This is a genomic window from Salinicoccus hispanicus (assembly GCF_009831115.1).
GTDB classification, from domain to species: domain Bacteria; phylum Bacillota; class Bacilli; order Staphylococcales; family Salinicoccaceae; genus Salinicoccus; species Salinicoccus hispanicus.
Map to the genome: position 1 here is coordinate 430,061 of NZ_WUUK01000003.1, position 16,903 is coordinate 446,963.

General features: G+C 46.6%; 17 protein-coding genes and 8 tRNA genes. 6 read left to right on the forward strand and 19 right to left on the reverse strand.

Features of this window, described 5'->3' with window-relative positions; genetic code table 11:
- The first annotated feature begins 93 nt into the window (after nucleotides 1–93).
- Together GQ671_RS09520 and GQ671_RS09525 are read left to right on the forward strand one after the other, a co-directional pair.
- The gene (locus GQ671_RS09520; RefSeq protein ID WP_246153224.1) at nucleotides 94–441 is read left to right on the forward strand and encodes a PadR family transcriptional regulator; all 348 of its coding nucleotides are present in this window, start codon (nucleotides 94–96) and stop codon (nucleotides 439–441) included.
- Nucleotides 413–1,249 carry a hypothetical protein gene (locus tag GQ671_RS09525; protein ID WP_160656166.1) on the forward strand — a complete coding sequence of 279 codons (837 nt, stop codon included), beginning with the start codon at nucleotides 413–415 and terminating at the stop codon, nucleotides 1,247–1,249. Before GQ671_RS09520 ends, GQ671_RS09525 begins: the two co-directional genes overlap by 29 nt.
- A gap of 101 nt (nucleotides 1,250–1,350) precedes the next feature.
- Here GQ671_RS09525 and GQ671_RS09530 read toward each other — a convergent pair whose 3' ends face one another.
- Nucleotides 1,351–2,661, reverse strand: a complete 1,311-nt coding sequence (locus GQ671_RS09530) for a CitMHS family transporter (RefSeq protein ID WP_160656169.1) — start codon at nucleotides 2,659–2,661, stop codon at nucleotides 1,351–1,353.
- Nucleotides 2,662–3,027: 366 nt separating this feature from the next.
- On the opposite strand from GQ671_RS09530, the gene GQ671_RS09535 reads away from it, so the two are divergent.
- Nucleotides 3,028–4,395 carry a PepSY-associated TM helix domain-containing protein gene (locus tag GQ671_RS09535; RefSeq protein WP_160656172.1) on the forward strand — a complete coding sequence of 456 codons (1,368 nt, stop codon included), beginning with the start codon at nucleotides 3,028–3,030 and terminating at the stop codon, nucleotides 4,393–4,395.
- Entirely contained in the window at nucleotides 4,388–4,852 is a 465-nt protein-coding gene (locus GQ671_RS09540; protein ID WP_160656175.1) for a FixH family protein, read from the forward strand. The genes GQ671_RS09535 and GQ671_RS09540 overlap by 8 nt, the downstream gene beginning before the upstream one ends.
- A 66-nt stretch (nucleotides 4,853–4,918) precedes the next feature.
- Here GQ671_RS09540 and GQ671_RS09545 read toward each other — a convergent pair whose 3' ends face one another.
- The 4 genes from GQ671_RS09545 to GQ671_RS09560 form a co-directional block, all read right to left on the reverse strand.
- Nucleotides 4,919–5,611 (reverse strand): aspartate/glutamate racemase family protein, encoded by a 693-nt coding sequence (locus GQ671_RS09545; RefSeq protein ID WP_160656178.1) that lies wholly within the window; start codon nucleotides 5,609–5,611, stop codon nucleotides 4,919–4,921.
- A 60-nt stretch (nucleotides 5,612–5,671) separates the two neighbouring features.
- Nucleotides 5,672–7,264, reverse strand: a complete 1,593-nt coding sequence (locus tag GQ671_RS09550) for a MutS-related protein (protein ID WP_160656181.1) — start codon at nucleotides 7,262–7,264, stop codon at nucleotides 5,672–5,674.
- Between the two features lie 151 nt (nucleotides 7,265–7,415).
- A complete protein-coding gene (locus GQ671_RS09555) occupies nucleotides 7,416–8,189 on the reverse strand; it encodes a hypothetical protein (RefSeq protein WP_160656184.1) in 774 nt (257 codons plus the stop codon).
- Nucleotides 8,179–8,517, reverse strand: coding sequence for a PadR family transcriptional regulator (locus tag GQ671_RS09560; protein WP_160656187.1), 339 nt, complete (start codon nucleotides 8,515–8,517; stop codon nucleotides 8,179–8,181). The genes GQ671_RS09555 and GQ671_RS09560 overlap by 11 nt, the downstream gene beginning before the upstream one ends.
- Before the next feature lie 171 nt (nucleotides 8,518–8,688).
- Between GQ671_RS09560 and GQ671_RS09565 the strand changes: the two genes are divergently transcribed.
- The gene (locus GQ671_RS09565) at nucleotides 8,689–9,597 is read left to right on the forward strand and encodes an SDR family NAD(P)-dependent oxidoreductase (RefSeq protein ID WP_160656190.1); all 909 of its coding nucleotides are present in this window, start codon (nucleotides 8,689–8,691) and stop codon (nucleotides 9,595–9,597) included.
- A 46-nt stretch (nucleotides 9,598–9,643) separates the two neighbouring features.
- Here GQ671_RS09565 and pdxT read toward each other — a convergent pair whose 3' ends face one another.
- Together pdxT and pdxS are read right to left on the reverse strand one after the other, a co-directional pair.
- Nucleotides 9,644–10,225, reverse strand: coding sequence for a pyridoxal 5'-phosphate synthase glutaminase subunit PdxT (pdxT, locus tag GQ671_RS09570; RefSeq protein ID WP_160656193.1), 582 nt, complete (start codon nucleotides 10,223–10,225; stop codon nucleotides 9,644–9,646).
- Nucleotides 10,225–11,109 carry a pyridoxal 5'-phosphate synthase lyase subunit PdxS gene (gene pdxS, locus GQ671_RS09575; RefSeq protein WP_160656196.1) on the reverse strand — a complete coding sequence of 295 codons (885 nt, stop codon included), beginning with the start codon at nucleotides 11,107–11,109 and terminating at the stop codon, nucleotides 10,225–10,227. Before pdxS ends, pdxT begins: the two co-directional genes overlap by 1 nt.
- A gap of 100 nt (nucleotides 11,110–11,209) precedes the next feature.
- Here pdxS and pdxR point away from each other — a divergent pair, with 100 nt between their 5' ends.
- Entirely contained in the window at nucleotides 11,210–12,556 is a 1,347-nt protein-coding gene (pdxR, locus tag GQ671_RS09580) for a MocR-like pyridoxine biosynthesis transcription factor PdxR (RefSeq protein WP_160656199.1), read from the forward strand.
- A gap of 49 nt (nucleotides 12,557–12,605) precedes the next feature.
- Here the strand turns inward: pdxR and GQ671_RS09585 are convergent.
- The 12 genes from GQ671_RS09585 to folP all read right to left on the reverse strand — a co-directional run bounded on the left by GQ671_RS09585 (nucleotide 12,606) and on the right by folP (nucleotide 16,783).
- Nucleotides 12,606–12,679, reverse strand: a tRNA-Ile gene (locus GQ671_RS09585).
- A 25-nt stretch (nucleotides 12,680–12,704) separates the two neighbouring features.
- A tRNA-Ala gene (locus GQ671_RS09590) sits at nucleotides 12,705–12,777 on the reverse strand.
- Nucleotides 12,778–12,809: 32 nt separating this feature from the next.
- Nucleotides 12,810–12,883 (reverse strand) — tRNA-Pro (locus GQ671_RS09595).
- A 12-nt stretch (nucleotides 12,884–12,895) separates the two neighbouring features.
- Nucleotides 12,896–12,969, reverse strand: a tRNA-Arg gene (locus GQ671_RS09600).
- Nucleotides 12,970–13,011: 42 nt separating this feature from the next.
- Nucleotides 13,012–13,086: transfer RNA gene (locus GQ671_RS09605), tRNA-Gly, on the reverse strand.
- Nucleotides 13,087–13,112: 26 nt separating this feature from the next.
- A tRNA-Leu gene (locus tag GQ671_RS09610) sits at nucleotides 13,113–13,196 on the reverse strand.
- 72 nt (nucleotides 13,197–13,268) lie between these two features.
- Nucleotides 13,269–13,344, reverse strand: a tRNA-Thr gene (locus GQ671_RS09615).
- Between the two features lie 20 nt (nucleotides 13,345–13,364).
- Nucleotides 13,365–13,440 (reverse strand) — tRNA-Val (locus GQ671_RS09620).
- Nucleotides 13,441–13,576: 136 nt separating this feature from the next.
- The gene (gene lysS / locus GQ671_RS09625; protein WP_160656202.1) at nucleotides 13,577–15,064 is read right to left on the reverse strand and encodes a lysine--tRNA ligase; all 1,488 of its coding nucleotides are present in this window, start codon (nucleotides 15,062–15,064) and stop codon (nucleotides 13,577–13,579) included.
- A 96-nt stretch (nucleotides 15,065–15,160) separates the two neighbouring features.
- The gene (folK, locus tag GQ671_RS09630) at nucleotides 15,161–15,637 is read right to left on the reverse strand and encodes a 2-amino-4-hydroxy-6-hydroxymethyldihydropteridine diphosphokinase (protein WP_160656205.1); all 477 of its coding nucleotides are present in this window, start codon (nucleotides 15,635–15,637) and stop codon (nucleotides 15,161–15,163) included.
- Complete coding sequence (folB, locus tag GQ671_RS09635; protein WP_160656208.1) at nucleotides 15,637–16,002, reverse strand: dihydroneopterin aldolase; 366 nt, start codon at nucleotides 16,000–16,002, stop codon at nucleotides 15,637–15,639. The genes folK and folB overlap by 1 nt, the downstream gene beginning before the upstream one ends.
- Nucleotides 15,995–16,783, reverse strand: coding sequence for a dihydropteroate synthase (gene folP, locus GQ671_RS09640; protein ID WP_160656211.1), 789 nt, complete (start codon nucleotides 16,781–16,783; stop codon nucleotides 15,995–15,997). Before folP ends, folB begins: the two co-directional genes overlap by 8 nt.
- Nucleotides 16,784–16,903 lie beyond the last annotated feature (120 nt).

Consider the following 16,903-nt stretch of genomic DNA (forward strand, 5'->3'; position numbering starts at 1 on the left):
ATTCCAGCTTTTCTTTCTGCTCACTACCTTGCTTTACAAGTTATTAAATCTATCCTATACTATCACCAAGTTGTAAAACAAGGATGTGATATTTTGAAGTCACAGATGCTAAAAGGCATTCTAGAAGGATGCATCTTAAAACTGATCGAGAAAGAAACGCTTTACGGATATGACATCATTGTCCGTCTGAAAGAGTTCAACCTCAGCATGGTCAGCGAAGGCAGCATCTACCCTCTGCTGCACAAACTTCAGAAGGCTGGATACATTACTGGCAGGCGTGTCAAATCTGCAGAAGGCCCAATGAGAAAATACTACAAGATTACCGATGAAGGAAAAAACTATCTCGATGAATTTCAGCTCCACTGGCGGGAACTGGACGGCGCAGTAAATCAGATCTTTGAGGAGGAATATGATGATAACCCCGCTCAAAAGAGAATATGACCATATGCTATCAACCTTGGATGAAGCAGACAGACTCCATTTCCAGGAGCTCGAAGGTGTACTTGATGCACATTATGTAGATGAAGAAGAAAAATGGGATATCCTCCATGAAATGATGACGCACTTCTATGAAACCGAGAATATCTCCTTCAAAGAAATGTTCGGAAATGATCCAAAATCCTATGCACTCGATCTGGCTACAAATACAGACAGATCTTCTGTGGGTTTTTGGCGTGACTATCGTCTGATGATTGGCTATTACGTATTCATATACTTTCTATGCGTCATCATCATCGGTCGCCTGGCTCTCTCATGGTTCATGATCGTCGTGCCTTTCCTGGTCCTCATCATGGTCCCTCTGATGAATAGAGGTATAAAGCAGCAGGCTTTCAGGGGCCCCGCAAAACAGACACTGACCACCATTCTTTTCATTCTGCTGTTCGGAGTCACAAAAATTTTCATCATATTTTCATTCCATGAACGGTTCGAGCAATTTTTCCTATTCAACTATGAAGGCAGCATATTCAATATTCTCAGAGTGATGATCATGCTCGCAGTCATCTTTATCGGCATCAGAATCTTCCAGTTGTCAAAAGGTCTATTTCATAAAGTATTCGCCAGTGTCATCATACTGTATGCAATAAACTCCACCCTGCAAACCTTCGAGATAGCATGGCCAGGAAGCGCAATCTTTAATGAGGTCATCGACATCGCAACTATATTGACGGTCATTGCATTTTTCATCCACAATATTAAAATTGAAAATAGATTTTGGAATCCAAAATCTACCGGCAAGACTGTAAAGTAAATGTTGGATATGAAGTAATTTAACCATAATATAAAAGAGCGCACCTCCCAGTGATATGTAATCATCGGGAAGTTCGCTCTTTTATTTTCTATAACCAGATTTTAAATAATACCCATTAGGAATGCAGCACCCATCGCTATCAGGCTGAATCCCCACACCCAGAAGAAGGCGTATCGGATGTAGCGGCCCATCTCTATCCCCGCAAGACCTACAGCGAGCCATAGTGCTGGTGAGAATGGACTGATGAATGTGCCGATGACATTTCCGATCATTATTGCATACGCGGCACGGATACTGTCTACACCATAACTTGTAACAATCTGCTCCACCACCGGAAGCAGTGCAAAGTAATAGGCATCCGTATTCAGAAATATTTCCATCGGTGCACCGAAGAACCCGACAATATAGTGGAGATAAGGCACCATGAAGGCCGGCAGTATATATATGATATCTTCTGCCAGTGAGTCCAGCATTCCGGTATTGCTGAGTATACCCAGGAAAGAGCCGGCTGCCAATATGATGGCTGCCATCATCAAGGCATTGGGCGCATGTGCTTTGATGCGCTTCATCTGCAGATCAGTACTTCTGAAGTTGAGTGGCAAGGCGATGCTGACTGCAAGCATGAACACCATGCCGGCTGGAAGCACACCCCACATTAGAAAACCGACGACTACAAGTGTCAGCAGGAAGTTGAGCCAAAGCAGCCCAGGACGTTTCAACTCTTCTGACTCGTCATCCTGAGAGACACCTATTCCGAAACTCTCCACGTTCTCTGGATTGGTCAACAGTCCTTTGCGTTTTATCCGCATCTTCTCCAAATAGCCAAGCAATGCCCCGACCAGAATCAAGGATATTATCAGAACGCCCTGCAAGGGAATGAGCGGTTGCCATAGTTCAGATGCATCCACCCCGAGAACCGCTGCTGTACGTCCGAGCGGACCACCCCAAGGCACCATATTTATGATACTTGCACTCAGTCCGATCAGCATGACAAGAAGATAGGGGCTCATATTCAGTTTCCTATAGAGTGGCAACAGTGCCGGTATTGTAATCAGAAATGTAGATGCTCCGGAGCCATCCAGATGTGCCACAACTCCGATGACCACAGTAGCCATCGCCACAAGAATGACATTCCCCCCAGAAAGCTTCACCATGCGGTCGATCAACGGGTTGAACAATCCTACATCCTGCATGATTCCAAAAAATAGAATTGCAAATATGAACATGATGACAACGGATAATACAGAACTGATGCCATCATTGAAGAATTCACTGATCTCCCCGAACCCAAATCCAGCGATCAGTGCTCCGATGAATGGCACAATCACCAATGCAACAATCGGATTCAGCTTCTGTGTAATCAGAAGAACGACAATCGTCGAGATGACAAATAAACCAACTATACTGAGCATAACCTTACTCCTTCGTGCGTTATTCCCCTTGATGATCAAAACGACTGATCCATTTACTATAAATCGCCGTATATGTAGTAAGCGTTCACAATATTGCTTGGAATATCCCCTTCATTCCTTGAATGTTCAATTATATTCCAAATGAATATCAAATCCAATAGATAGGAATATAAATTATTTATATTTTTTAAAAATTTTAACTTTTAGTGGAGGTCTGCAAATTTCATGGTGCTTTGAACTCTCAATTCCATGACTTTTGATGCAGGTGATCTACTGCAGTCTTGTCTTCTTTAGTACATTCTAGACCTGACTCTATTCCTTACTTTTGCCATCGTATATAATTTGACCTATCGAGGAGGAAATAAATTGAAAAAATCGCACAGGAAGCGTTATGCGGCCATTTGGCGATGGCATTTTTATGCAGGGATCATCATTACACCAATACTGCTTATTCTAGCTTTTACCGGCGCAGTCTATCTCTTCAAATATGATATAGAAGCCGCCCTATATAAAGACTACTATCAAGTTGAAGCAGTGGGAGATCCCCTTACGCCTGAAGAGCAGGTGGATATCGCCCAGAATGAAATAGATGGCAGTGTCACCCGCTACCGCCCGGGAGAAGGTCCAGAGCGTTCCGCAGAGGTTGCAATCACAACAGAAGATGGGACATCCTACACAGTCTTCGTCGATCCGTATGATGGCACAGCACTGGGTGTCTTGAATGATGACAGGCGTGTCATGGATATCATTGAAAAGGTCCATGGTGAACTCATGGCAGGCACAGTCGGTGATAGGCTTGTGGAACTTGTCGCCTGCTGGACAATCATCATGATCATTACAGGAATCTATCTCTGGTTCCCAAGAAAGGCCAAGGATTTCCGAGGTATACTGATTCCCCGACTGAAACAGGGAACAAAGATATTGATACGCGATCTGCATGCCGTGACCGGTTTCTGGTGGTCAGGCGGGTTGATATTCTTCCTCCTGACGGGCTTGCTCTGGACCGGATTCTGGGGAAACGGTGTACAGAACATCACGACCATGAGCGGGGCTGGCTATCCACCATCCATCTGGATAGGCCCCGCTCCGGAATCCGACGTTAAAACCGAAGAAGTGGCAGATGTCTCCTGGGCAGCAGAAAACCTGCCCGCACCAACATCAGAAATACTGTCCGGACGCCTTCCTGTTTCAATCAACGATGTTGTCAACAGAGCTCAGGAAATTGAAGTTCACCCAACATACGATGTCTTCTATCCAGCAAGTGAAGAAGGTGTATTCACCTTGTCCACCTTCCCGGATCAGGCACAGGATGAGGCGACCGTCCATATCGACCAGTACAGTGGCATTACACTTGCAGACTACCGTTTTGTGGACTACGGCATTCTCGGAAAAATAATGGCTCTTGGGATCACCATCCATAAAGGACTACAGTTTGGACTGATCAACCAGCTGTTCGGTCTCGCCATCTGCCTGGGACTCATCGCCATGATCATCACCGGGTTCTGGATGTGGCTGAGAAGGAAACCGAAGGACAGTACAGGTGCACCTGCATCCGACAGGCTGATCAACCATAAAGTGCCGTTCTTTATCCTGATTGTTCTGTCCCTGATCTTCCCGCTTGTCGGCCTTTCCTTGATTGCAGTGTTCCTGATCGACCTGCTCATTTTGCAGAGAATTCCAAAGGTCAGGAAATGGCTGAATGTCAAAGAAAATCGGAGGTCCGATGATGTATAGGCTATTGATCTTAATATTGGCCGCGACCCTCCTTTCCGCCTGTGGCAGTATAGACAGTGAGACGCATGGTATATATACAGAGATTCCTGACATCTCGATTATTATGGATACTCAAGGGATTTCTGACGTCAAAGAAGCACAGCCACTCTTCATTGAAGTCAGTGAAAATGACACATTGGTCGATGACGCAGAAATCAGCTTGGAAGTATGGCGTGCCGTTGAAGAGATTTCGGCATCTGAAGTTTACACTGTTTCCCAAAGGGACGACGGTTTATATGAAGCAAACGTCGATATCGATGTTCCAGGTCTATATTTTGCCAAAGCCATTGTTTCAGCAGGCAATGTAGAAGCGACGCCTTTGCAGTACTTTATAGTCGGACAGCTCAATCCGCAGGAACATGAGCTGCTCAATGAAATTCTCCCTGGTGATAATGAACATACAGGCGGCCACCATTAGTGAAGTTTTCCAAAGAAATTAAAATGGTTTTTCACCCTTCCGCAAAGAAGAGTGAAAAACCATTTTTTATTCTGTTAGAGCCGTATTTACTGCCTCGACTGCATGGATATATGCAGTATCAAAGAGTGGCACGGTTGAATCTTCAGGTTTAATCAACAGGCCGATTTCAGTACATCCGAGTATGATTCCTTCGGCACCGGCTTCGATCAGATTTTCAATCACCTGCCTATAATATTCTCTGGATGGCTGCAAAATTTTTCCCATGCACAGTTCTTCAAATATGATCTCGTTGATGACTCCACGCTCTTTTTCCGGAGGTATGATTACATTGATATCATTTGATGCAAGTCGCTGTTTGTAGAAATCCTGTTCCATGGTATAGCGCGTTCCAAGCAGACCCACTGATGTCATTCTTTGGGCTTTGATCTGTGTCGCCGTAGTATCTGCAATATGGAGCACAGGAATATCTATTCTCGATTCGATATCATCTATGACCTTATGCATCGTATTGGTGCAGATGACAATAAATTCGGCACCACCCCGCTCAAGAGACTCTGCTGCATCTGCCAGTATTTGGCCCGCCTTTTGCCATTCACCAGCTGCCTGGCATCGCTCAATCTCTTCGAAGTCCACACTATAAAGTAGACTTCTGGCTGAATGCAGACCACCCAGACGATCCCTGACTTCCTCATTGATAAGTCGATAATATTCTGCAGACGATTCCCAGCTCATTCCACCAATCAGACCGATTACTTTCATCACTTACCTCCATGAATAATTATTATATCGAAGCCGATACTTGCTGTTGCTGCTTTGCCATTACTCAATCTTACGCTTTGCTTCCTCATATACCTCGTCCGGAAATTCATAGAGTCTGAGCAGTTCGATGGCGTTTGATGTGGAAGCAACGCCTTTTCGCAGTTTGTAGTCGAAGTAGATGTCATCACCTTCCAGATGCTCTCTGAAGTGGTAGAATACATATTTATCTTTCAGCAGATCAGTCAGTTCCATGTCATGGGTGGCCGCAATAACGAAGACATTCCCTCTTCTATTCAAGTAGCGCAGTACCGTCTCGGCTGCAGCGACTCTTTCTATCGTATTAGTACCTTTGAAGATCTCGTCTATGATGCAGTAGACATTCCCTTCAAAATCCTCCACTTCCTCCATGATACGCTTCAATGACTTTATTTCACTGATGAAGTAGCTATCTCCTTCGATGACGCTGTCTGTAATATCCATGGAAGAGATCACCTTACCACGTCTGTACTTGAACATTGTACTGGTCGATGTATTGAGTCCATTGCTCATGATGACATTGAGCCCCAGCGCCTTCATGAAGGTTGATTTCCCTGCAGCATTCGACCCTGTCAGCAAAATATCAGTGTCATAATCAAGATCGTTTTCCACCGGCTCTGTCAATAATGGATGATAGAGGCCTTCAGTCTGGATGGAGGATGTCTCCGCCACTTCCGGAGTGGTGAAGTAAGGCAAGGTCTCCCGCCACAATGCGACACTATAGTTCACATCCATTTCGGCCAGATAGCGCCAGCTTTCTCCATATAATGTGTGGTTCCTGCTCAATGACCTGATGACCAGATGGTAGAGATGATAATCCAGAAGAAAAGCTGATTTCAGTCCAATGAACAGCTGGAGTCCTATATTCATTTCACCAGCGTTGTCGTCTGTTACTGAGAGCGGACTGATGAATGACAACCGCTTCAATCCTTTGCGATTATACCTGGAATTGATTTTCCCAGCTGCAATGATGATATTGATGGCGTGAAAGATATCCGGATAGTCGAATCCGGTCGAAGATTTATGCTTCTGTGATATGTAAAGATTGGCACCCAGTCCGCTGAGCACCGTCACAATCGACAGAAGTGGATGGATGAAGAACATGAACACACCGATGATGGGAAGTAGTGACAGCAGAATGAATAATGGATTATATTCCATCCTCGGTCTGAATGCGTACATGAACTTGCTTGTATCGGAGTTCCTCGACTTGCCCAATTTCGCCAGCTGATATGAAATACGCTCCCGGAACTCGCGGTCCTCTGTTATTTTATCAATCAGATCTTCATCAATGATGCTACTTTCAGTGGCATTTCTGAGTGAAGCGTACAGCAGTTCATCACCAATTGTCGTAAATGTGAAATTGCTTTTCGGTAACAGTTGACCGACATCGAGATCACTCCATGTCTGGTCATCCACGATGTTCCTGTCCTCCGTATCTTCATTTTCCATGATGTTGACGAAGTAGTTATGGTAATGGACGTAAGGATTATTGTTGTCCGATAAAGCCCGCTTCCTATCCCATAACGTCTTGATCGCCTGCCTAGTTTTATAATTCTCGTAAATGCCAATGCCGACGGACAGCAGAAAAGTCAGCGCAATGACAATCAGAATCAAATATAGCGTCTGAATGAAAATCACCCGTTCTTATAAAATTATGTATACATGAATATTATACAGAAGTTGGAAGGTTACATCTAAAAGAAACTTCTGCAAAGAGAAATGGATAAGTAAAACCCTCCTCCATTATTTGGAGGAGGAGACTGTATTATGTTTCACTCTTCTTATCTTCTTTTCGGTTCATATAAAGCAATATACCTGTGATAGTTAAATTGACCAGAATCAGAATGATTCCTGAAATGAGTAGATAATCGTCACTCATCGGAGAAGCGCCATCGGTAGCAAACCTGGCTATAAGTTCGGGGGCAGATAATAAGAGCAGCAGTACTGCAAAAAACCATCTTTTCATAAACAACGTAATGAGCAGGAAAACACCGAGGAGGGATAGACCGATGATAAAGTTCAGATACGGGGTACCTTCATAAAAGACGAGTCCTGGGTACGAACGAATGATAAACTGACCACCGACCATCCCAGCAAAAATAAGTACTCCGTAGGAGACAGTATACACATATGTTCTTCTACTATCCCCATACTTCACTATCATTTCTTTCATCACATAGAGTGATCCGTACCCCATGAACAGAATCACAAGAAGATAATATATGATTAATGAAGTCGACAGCTCAAACTGGCCGCTGAGCAGGCTCGGTATAGTAAATAATCCGAATATATAGAAGATGAGCTGTACGCCTTTCTTCTTAATGCCAGGCTCCAATGAAAGTTCCTCTGATATCGATCTGATATATGATTTCACAGAACCGCCAGTAACACTATCGACACTTTTGCCGCGCGCTTCCGCTTCAGTCAGATGATCGCGAAGTTCTTCTTCCAGCTCTTCAACCTCAGTATCGCTTTTTCCACGAGCCATCAGTTCGATCCTCAGACTCAAAAGAAATTTTTCCGACTTTTTACTCAGCATCTTCAACACTCCTCATCAGATTATTCATTCCACGATTAAGATAAGTCCACTTGTTCCGAAAAATCTCCAGTTCCTCAAGGCCACTTCCAGTAATGGAATAGTACTTTCTTTTTGGTCCGCCTGTATCCGACTTTTTCATCTGTGTACTTACATATCCCTTCTTGCCCAGCCTCAGGAGTACCGGATATATGCTGCCATCACTGATTTCTGGAAAGTCCTTCTCCTTCAGCTTTTCCAGAATTTCATAGCCGTACGTCTCTCCCTGGGCAATCAGGCCGAGTATGGCCCCATCAAGCAATCCTTTCATCATCTGGTTCGATACTGTCATAAGCTTCCTCCCAGCAACTATCTTATAATGTACTATAGTTTAATATAATGTAGATGTCAACTACCTTATATAAAAAGGGAGTTCTTTCCGTCTATTCATTGATCATACGAATATTTATTGGCATAAAGGGAAAAAGAGAACAGATACTTAATATAAATGGGGGAAGTCAATATGAAAAAACGTGAAGGACTGACCGTAGTCATCGCCGGCGCATCAAGCGGATTTGGTAAGGAAACCGCTAAGCAGCTTGCTCAGGAAGGTGCCAATGTTGTCATCGGAGCCCGTCGTGCCCATCTGATTGAGGAACTTGCCGACCAGCTGGGAGAATCGGCCATCGGCGTAACTATGGATATCAGCAAGGAGGAAGATGTCAAAAAGCTTCATGACGCTGCAGTGGATAATTTCGGAGATATAGATGTGTGGATCAATATGGCTGGTGTCGGATTAATTGGTTCCTATACTGAAATACCTGTCGAAGATATGAAGCGCATGCTTGATATCAACGTGCTGGGTACAATGATCGGCAGCCAGTTTGCACTGAAACACTTCAGACAGCAGAAGAAGGGCACTCTCATCAATATCGGCTCGGTTGCTGCCAAAGTACCATTTCCATACTACACGAGCTACAGTGCAAGCAAATACGCTGTATCATCACTGAGCTACGCGTTGCAGCGCGAAATGGAGGCGGATGGCTATGATGACATCCACGTCTGCACTGTCCACCCTTGGGCGACAGATACACCATGGTTCGACCATTCAGGCAACTACACCGGACATCGTGCCCAGATGAAGCCAATGGATAAGCCGGAAAGTGTCATCAAAGCGATCATCGGTCTGATTGATGAACCTGAGGAGAGCGTGGAAGTTGGCATCAAGACAAAAGGTACAGGCATTTCGGAAAGTCTGGTCCCAGGGCTGACAGAGAAATTCAATGCCAACCATGTCAAAAGTGTCATTGAAGATGCACCGGAAGCACCATATACGTCAGGTAGTCTGCACGAACCGATGGAAAGCGGTACAGAAACATCTGCAGGCATGAAAGTGCGGATGAAGGCGGATAAGAAAAATAAAGATGACTGATACGAAAAAGCTGCAAAGTCCTAATCCAGACCTTGCAGCTTTATTTTTAGACACTCATTTTCTTCGAAATATTTTCTTTTACCATATCCATGAAATACTTATGGAATACTAGCGAATCTGTCAGCTCCGGATGGAAAGATATGCCGAGATGGCGGTCGGAGCGTACAGCAACGATCTTGCCATCGACTTCCGACAGTACTTGTACATCATTCCCAGCCACAGCAATATGAGGCGCCCTGATGAATACTGCGAGGGCACGCTCCTCTAAACCTCTGACCTCGAGCTCCACTTCGAAACTGTCAACCTGTCTGCCGAATGAATTTCTTTCCACTGTAATATCAAGCTTGTTAAGATGGCCTGTTTCTTGGCCCACAACTTCTTTTGCTAGCAGGATGACACCAGCACATGTGCCGAACATCGGCAGTCCACTTGAACGCAATGCCTCTGTGAAACCGTAACGATCCATCAGCCTTCTTATGGCTGTCGACTCTCCGCCAGGCAGGATGAGTCCATCAATTTCAGATAGTGTCTCGACTTTCCTGATGAGTACAGCTTCCCCACCACATGCTTCGACCATCCGGTGGTGCTCCCGGACAGCACCCTGCAGGGCCAGTATGCCGATTTTCATTACCAGCCACGCTCCTGCATCCGATCTTCCAGTGACAGCTGATTGATATCGAGACCTTTCATGGCTGTACCGAGCTCCTTGGCGAGTTTGCCGATCAGTTCATAATCCTGGTAGTGCGTTGTTGCCTCGACAATGGCTTTCGCAAATTTTTCCGGGTTATCCGATTTGAATACGCCGGATCCGACGAACACGCCATCTGCGCCAAGTTCCATCATCAATGCAGCATCCTGCGGCGTTGCGACCCCACCTGCTGCAAAGTTGACGACCGGAAGCTTACCGTGTGCCTTGATTTCTTTCAAGATATCGTACGGTGCGCCATGGTTCTTCGCTTCGGTCATCAGTTCGTCATCGCTCATCACAGCAATCTGACGGACCTGCTGGTTGACCATCCTCATATGTCTGACCGCTTCTACAATATTGCCTGTGCCAGGCTCCCCTTTCGTTCTGAGCATGGCGGCGCCTTCCGCGATACGTCTTGCTGCTTCTCCAATATTGCGGCAGCCGCAGACGAATGGCACTGTGTAGTCATCCTTCTTCAGGTGGAAAACTTCATCGGCAGGCGTCAGCACTTCCGACTCGTCTATGTAGTCGACACCCATCGCTTCAAGTACTCTTGCTTCCGTAATGTGTCCGATTCTGCATTTTGCCATGACCGGAATGGATACGGCATTCATCACGTCTTCGACGATCCTCGGATCACATGCTCTCGCTACACCGCCTGCTGCACGGATATCGGATGGGACACGCTCAAGTGCCATGACTGCGACTGCGCCGGCAGCTTCAGCCACACGTGCCTGCTCCGCGTTGACAACGTCCATGATGACGCCACCCTTCTGCATTTCGGCCATTCCTCTTTTGACTCTCTCGGTACCTGTCTGCTGCATTCAAAACGACTCCTTTATTTTCAGATTATAATAACGTAGTATAGAGGTAAATCTGATTACCCGAAAGTATCAGTTTGGAATCATTTAAGGAGGTCAGATAATGCTCATTACTCTAGACAGACAATCGGAGACACCCCTTTTTGAACAACTATATAATGTGCTCAGGGGACAGATACTGGACGGTTCATTGGCCAGTGATGAAAAATTGCCGAGCAAACGTCAACTGCAGTCGGACCTTTCCATCAGCCAGACAACTGTCGAACATGCCTATCATCTGCTTCTGGATGAAGATCTGATCTACAGCCGGGAGAAGAGCGGGTTCTACGTCTCTGTCATTGAACAGCTGAAGCAGACAGACAGTCCCGCCCAGCCTGAAATCCGACGTCCGAAGGAGAAGGAATATACACTGCCGCTCGGTACCATCGATACGACACTCGTCCAAAGTGATGTCCTCAAACAGATTGCCCGGGATGTCCATGCCGATCCGGAACTGCTGAATAAAGGAGATGACAGCGGAGAAACGGTACTGAAAGAACAGCTCAGACACTACCTTCATATCAATCGTGGTGTCACATGCGCGGTGGATCAGATATTCATCGGCCCTTCCACTGAATTTCTGCTCGAGCAGGTCCTTTATTTGCTGGGTCATCCGAAGATGACCATAGAAGATCCGGGGTATCCTATCATACGGAGAGTGCTCGACCGTCTCGATAGCGGCATGGATTTTGCACCGGTTGAGGTGGATGGAATCGATATTGATACAGTTGAAGCACTGGACAACCCCGTCATCCATGTGACACCGTCGCACCAGTTTCCGAGTGGTGCTGTCATGTCACTGCAAAAGCGTATCCAGCTGCTGAACCATGCAAGCACCCGGGAGCACTACATCATCGAGGATGACTACGATAGTGAGTTCAGATACACCGGCCGCCCATTGCCTTCACTGCAGGGGCTCGACCAGAACGACCGTACAATCTATATGAGTACATTCTCGAAGTCGCTCTATCCTTCATTGAGGCTATCGTGCATGGTGCTGCCTGCCACACTGGCAGAGCGCTACTACCAGAAAGCTCTTTCCTGCAACGTCCCCCGGCAGATGCAGCATATCGTTGCCCGCTTCATGGAACAAGGCTATCTGAACCGCCACATCAACCGGATGCGGAAGATCTACAAGAAGAAGATGGCGGATATTACGGAATGGCTCAAAGCATCTCACGATGTGGAAATATACGGCGACCATACCGGTATGCATTTCATGCTCAGAATACCTGGAACCGACCTTCAGGAAATTGCTCACAAGCATGGTCTTGTACATGGCAACAGCTATGCCAATGATGGAAACCTGGAAAATACCGTCGTCATTGGCATCGGGGAGAAGGATATGGAGGAGATCAGGCACATTCTTGATGCATTTCTGGAAGATGCAGAAATGCAAGGAAGGACATGACTGTTTCAAGACATGAAAAAAAGACATGGATATTTCCATGTCTTTTGAGTGGGCCTAAGTGGACTCGAACCACCGACCTCACGCTTATCAGGCGTGCGCTCTAACCAGCTGAGCTATAGGCCCTCATTATGTATTCAAATTAAAAAAGTGGAGACTAGCGGGATCGAACCGCTGACCTCCTGCGTGCAAAGCAGGCGCTCTCCCAGCTGAGCTAAGCCCCCATCATAAGATGAAAAAAATATTAGAATAAGAGTCGGGAAGACAGGATTCGAACCTGCGACCCCTTGGTCCCAAACCAAGTGCTCTACCAAGCTGAGCTACTTCCCGTAAATTACTGAGCGCGCCCGAGAGGAGTCGAACCCCTAGCCTCTTGATCCGTAGTCAAACGCTCTATCCAATTGAGCTACGGGCGCATGAAAAAAATAAAAACGGTATCCACCGTTTAAAATAAATAATGGAGCGGAAGACGGGATTCGAACCCGCGACCCCCACCTTGGCAAGGTGATGTTCTACCACTGAACTACTTCCGCGTTTGAATATGAAATTAAATATATGATGCGGGTGAAGGGACTCGAACCCCCACGCCGATAAAGGCACTAGATCCTGATTCTAGCGCGTCTGCCAATTCCGCCACACCCGCATATATTAATATAGAGGTTTACCCTCCGATGATTACTGTTGTTCTGTCAACTGGCTCCTGAGTCTAATCAGATGGTGCCGGCCAGAGGAATCGAACCCCCAACCTACTGATTACAAGTCAGTTGCTCTGCCAATTGAGCTAGACCGGCTGAATCACCAAGTTTATAAATGGTGGAGAATGACGGGTTCGAACCGCCGACCCTCTGCTTGTAAGGCAGATGCTCTCCCAGCTGAGCTAATTCTCCTGAGATAGGGCGAGTTGTTTAACAACGACTGTTATATATAATACTATATTTCAGCATAAAGTCAACAAACATCCTAATTTTAAAATGGAAATAATACACCCGAACCCTTTTCCGGGTGTATTATTATATATAATGATTATTTTTGCCTCATATAAGGGAACAGCAGAACGTCACGGATGGATGCAGAATCCGTCAGCAGCATGATGAGACGATCGATACCGATACCGAGTCCACCTGTCGGCGGCATACCGTATTCGAGTGATTCGAGGAAGTCCTCGTCCATTTCATGCGCTTCGTCGTTACCCGCTTCCTTCTCGGCAACCTGAGCTTCAAAACGCTGTCTCTGATCAATCGGGTCATTGAGCTCTGTAAATGCATTTGCATGCTCCCGACCGACGATGAACAGCTCGAAACGGTCCGTGAATCTCGGGTCTTCCGGATTCTGTTTCGCAAGCGGAGAAATTTCAATCGGATGCCCGAAGATGAATGTCGGCTGGATGAGTGTCTCTTCTACTTTCTGCTCGAAGAATTCATTCAGAATGTGACCATACTTCATTGTGCTGTTCACTTCGATGCCATGTTCTTTCGCAAGTGCATGAGCTTCCGCGTCGGATTTGACTTCATAGAAGTCGACTCCTGTCTGCTCCTTGACTGCATCCACCATGTGCACGCGTTTCCACTGTGGTGTCAGATCGATCTCTTCCCCACCGTATTCGACGACTGTCGTGCCATTGACATGCTTGGCGATGTGCGCCACCATTTCTTCCGTCAGGTCCATGATATCGTGGAAGTCAGCGTAGGCTTCATAGAGCTCGATCATCGTAAATTCAGGATTGTGGCGTGTGGATACACCTTCGTTTCTGAATACACGGCCGATTTCATAGACCTTCTCCAGTCCACCGACAATCAGGCGTTTCAAGTGGAGCTCGATCGCAATGCGCATGAAGAGTTCCATGTCGAGTGCGTTATGGTGCGTGACGAATGGACGGGCCTGTGCTCCGCCTGCAATGGTATGCATCATCGGTGTCTCCACTTCGAGGAACCCGCGCTGGTTCAGATAATTGCGCATCTCCTGGATGATCCGACTGCGCTTGATGAATGTATCTTTGGAGTCTTCACTTGTAATCAGGTCGAGATAGCGTTTGCGATAGCGCTCCTCCACGTCCTTCAGACCATGATATTTATCCGGCAGTGGACGCAATGCCTTTGTCAGCAGTGTGAATTCCTGTGCTTTGACGGAGAGTTCCCCCGTATTGGTTTTGAACATGACACCTTTGACTCCGACGATGTCGCCAAGATCCGCCTGGTTCCAAATATCAAATGCCGCGTCGCCGACCTGGTCCTTACGTACATAAAGCTGAATCTGTCCCCGGATGTCCTGGATATGGGCAAATCCTGCCTTGCCCTTGCCCCGTTTCGTCATCAGACGGCCTGCAATGACTGTTCCGGATTCCGCTTCCTTACCTGCAAGTTCCTCCTTGGAAAATGAATCCCATGATTCCTTGAGGGCATCCGTGTAGGATGTACGTTCAAATTTCTCGCCAAATGGATCGATACCTAGATCGATGAGCTGCTGCATTTTTTCTCTTCTGACTGCTATCTGGTCATTTATTTCTTCACTCAATGATTTTCTCTCCTATACTATCAGTTGTTTTTCAAGTTCTTCGCTTATCCTTGAAGGGCTTCAATCACTTTGCCATCCAGCGACACCGGAAGGCTCTTAACTGTTCGCTTTTCCCGTCTCCAGATCCTGCCTCAGTGTTTCGATTGTCTTGCCGAATCCGGGATGTATGGCATCTCCTGCAATTTCCGAAAGCGGTTCAAGAACAAAAGCACGATTGTGCATCTCTGCATGAGGGATGCACAGATCATCGAGGGACAGCTCCAGATCCTCATAGAGCAGTATGTCTATATCGATTGTACGTGGCCCCCATACTTCCTTACGGACACGTCCCATGTCATGTTCAACAGAGAGGACGATTTCAAGAAGGTCCAGAGGAGAGACACGCGTTTCAATCATGATGCACATATTCATGAAATCCGGCTGGTCCGTTTTCCCATAGGGTGCTGTCTCAAGGATGGATGAGCGTCTGACCACTTCGATGGATTCGTGGTCTTCAAGCCTGTGTATGGCAGATTCGAGGTTCTCCCTGCGATCTCCCAGGTTACTTCCAAGTCCCAAATATACAACCGCCATTAATCTTCCCGCTTTCTATTCAATGTAATACTGACGTTATCATAATTACCCTCTATAGGAGGGTTTATTTTAGTGATTGTCACTTCTGTCCCTACTATTTTATCATACTGGTCAAACAGCGCCATCGATACCTTTTCTGCAAGATGCTCGATAAGATCGACCGGCTCCCCTTTGATGATTTTCTCGATCATATGGTACGCTTCGCCGTAATGGACAGTCTCGGTCAGGTTATCGGTCCTGGAAGCATCGGACAGATCCAGATACATGACGACATCAGTAATGAAAAACTGTCCAAGCACACGCTCCGCTTCAAGGACGCCATGATATGCGTATGTTTTGATCCCATTGATTCTGATATTATCCATCGAAATCCTCCTTGAGCTTCATATAGGCGTCAGCGAGCTTGCGGTTGAGCGCGACATTATGTACTCGAACCCCACTGATGCCCTTGTCGATACCATAGATGGTCGTGGCTGCTGTCGCCTCATCACGTTCTGTGGCCGTGGTCTCCTGGTCGATCAACTCCCTGATCATACGCTTCCGGCTCGTTGCGAGCAGCACCGGGTAGCCTGTTGCTACGAGGTCTTCCAGGCGGTGCATCACTGCCAGCTCCTCGCTACGCGACTTGACGAAACCGATGCCTGGGTCGAGCCATATGTTCTCACGCGGGACACCATGGGATTCGGCCAGTGCCACAGAGGCCATCAGTTCTTCAATCATATCCACCACGACGTCATTGTATGTGGCATGGGTATTATTGTGCATGAGGAATATCGGCACATTGTAGTCTCTCGCCACATCAAGGATCGTTTCATCATATGTACCCCGCCACTGGTCGTTGATCATCGTTGCGCCTGCTTCCACTGCCCGTCTTGCCACTGCCCCACGGAAAGTGTCCACTGAAATATCCGGACCGATATGACGAATCGCTTCAATGACAGGAACGACACGGCTGATTTCCTCTTCTGTACTGACCTCACTATGGCCGGGACGCGTGGAATAGCCGCCGACATCGATGATATCTGCGCCCTCCCAAGCCATCTGTTCCGCCTGTTCCACCGCATCCTCCACAGAATGGTATCTGCCACCATCACTGAAAGAGTCCGGTGTCACGTTCAGTATGCCCATGATCTGAAGTCGCTTCATACTATCCCTCTATTCCATAAGAATAGCAATATTATAACATGTATGGATAACGAAGCATAAGCCTCCACCATGGAAAATAAAAAACCATATCCCCCCTCGGGGATATGGTCTCCGCATAAT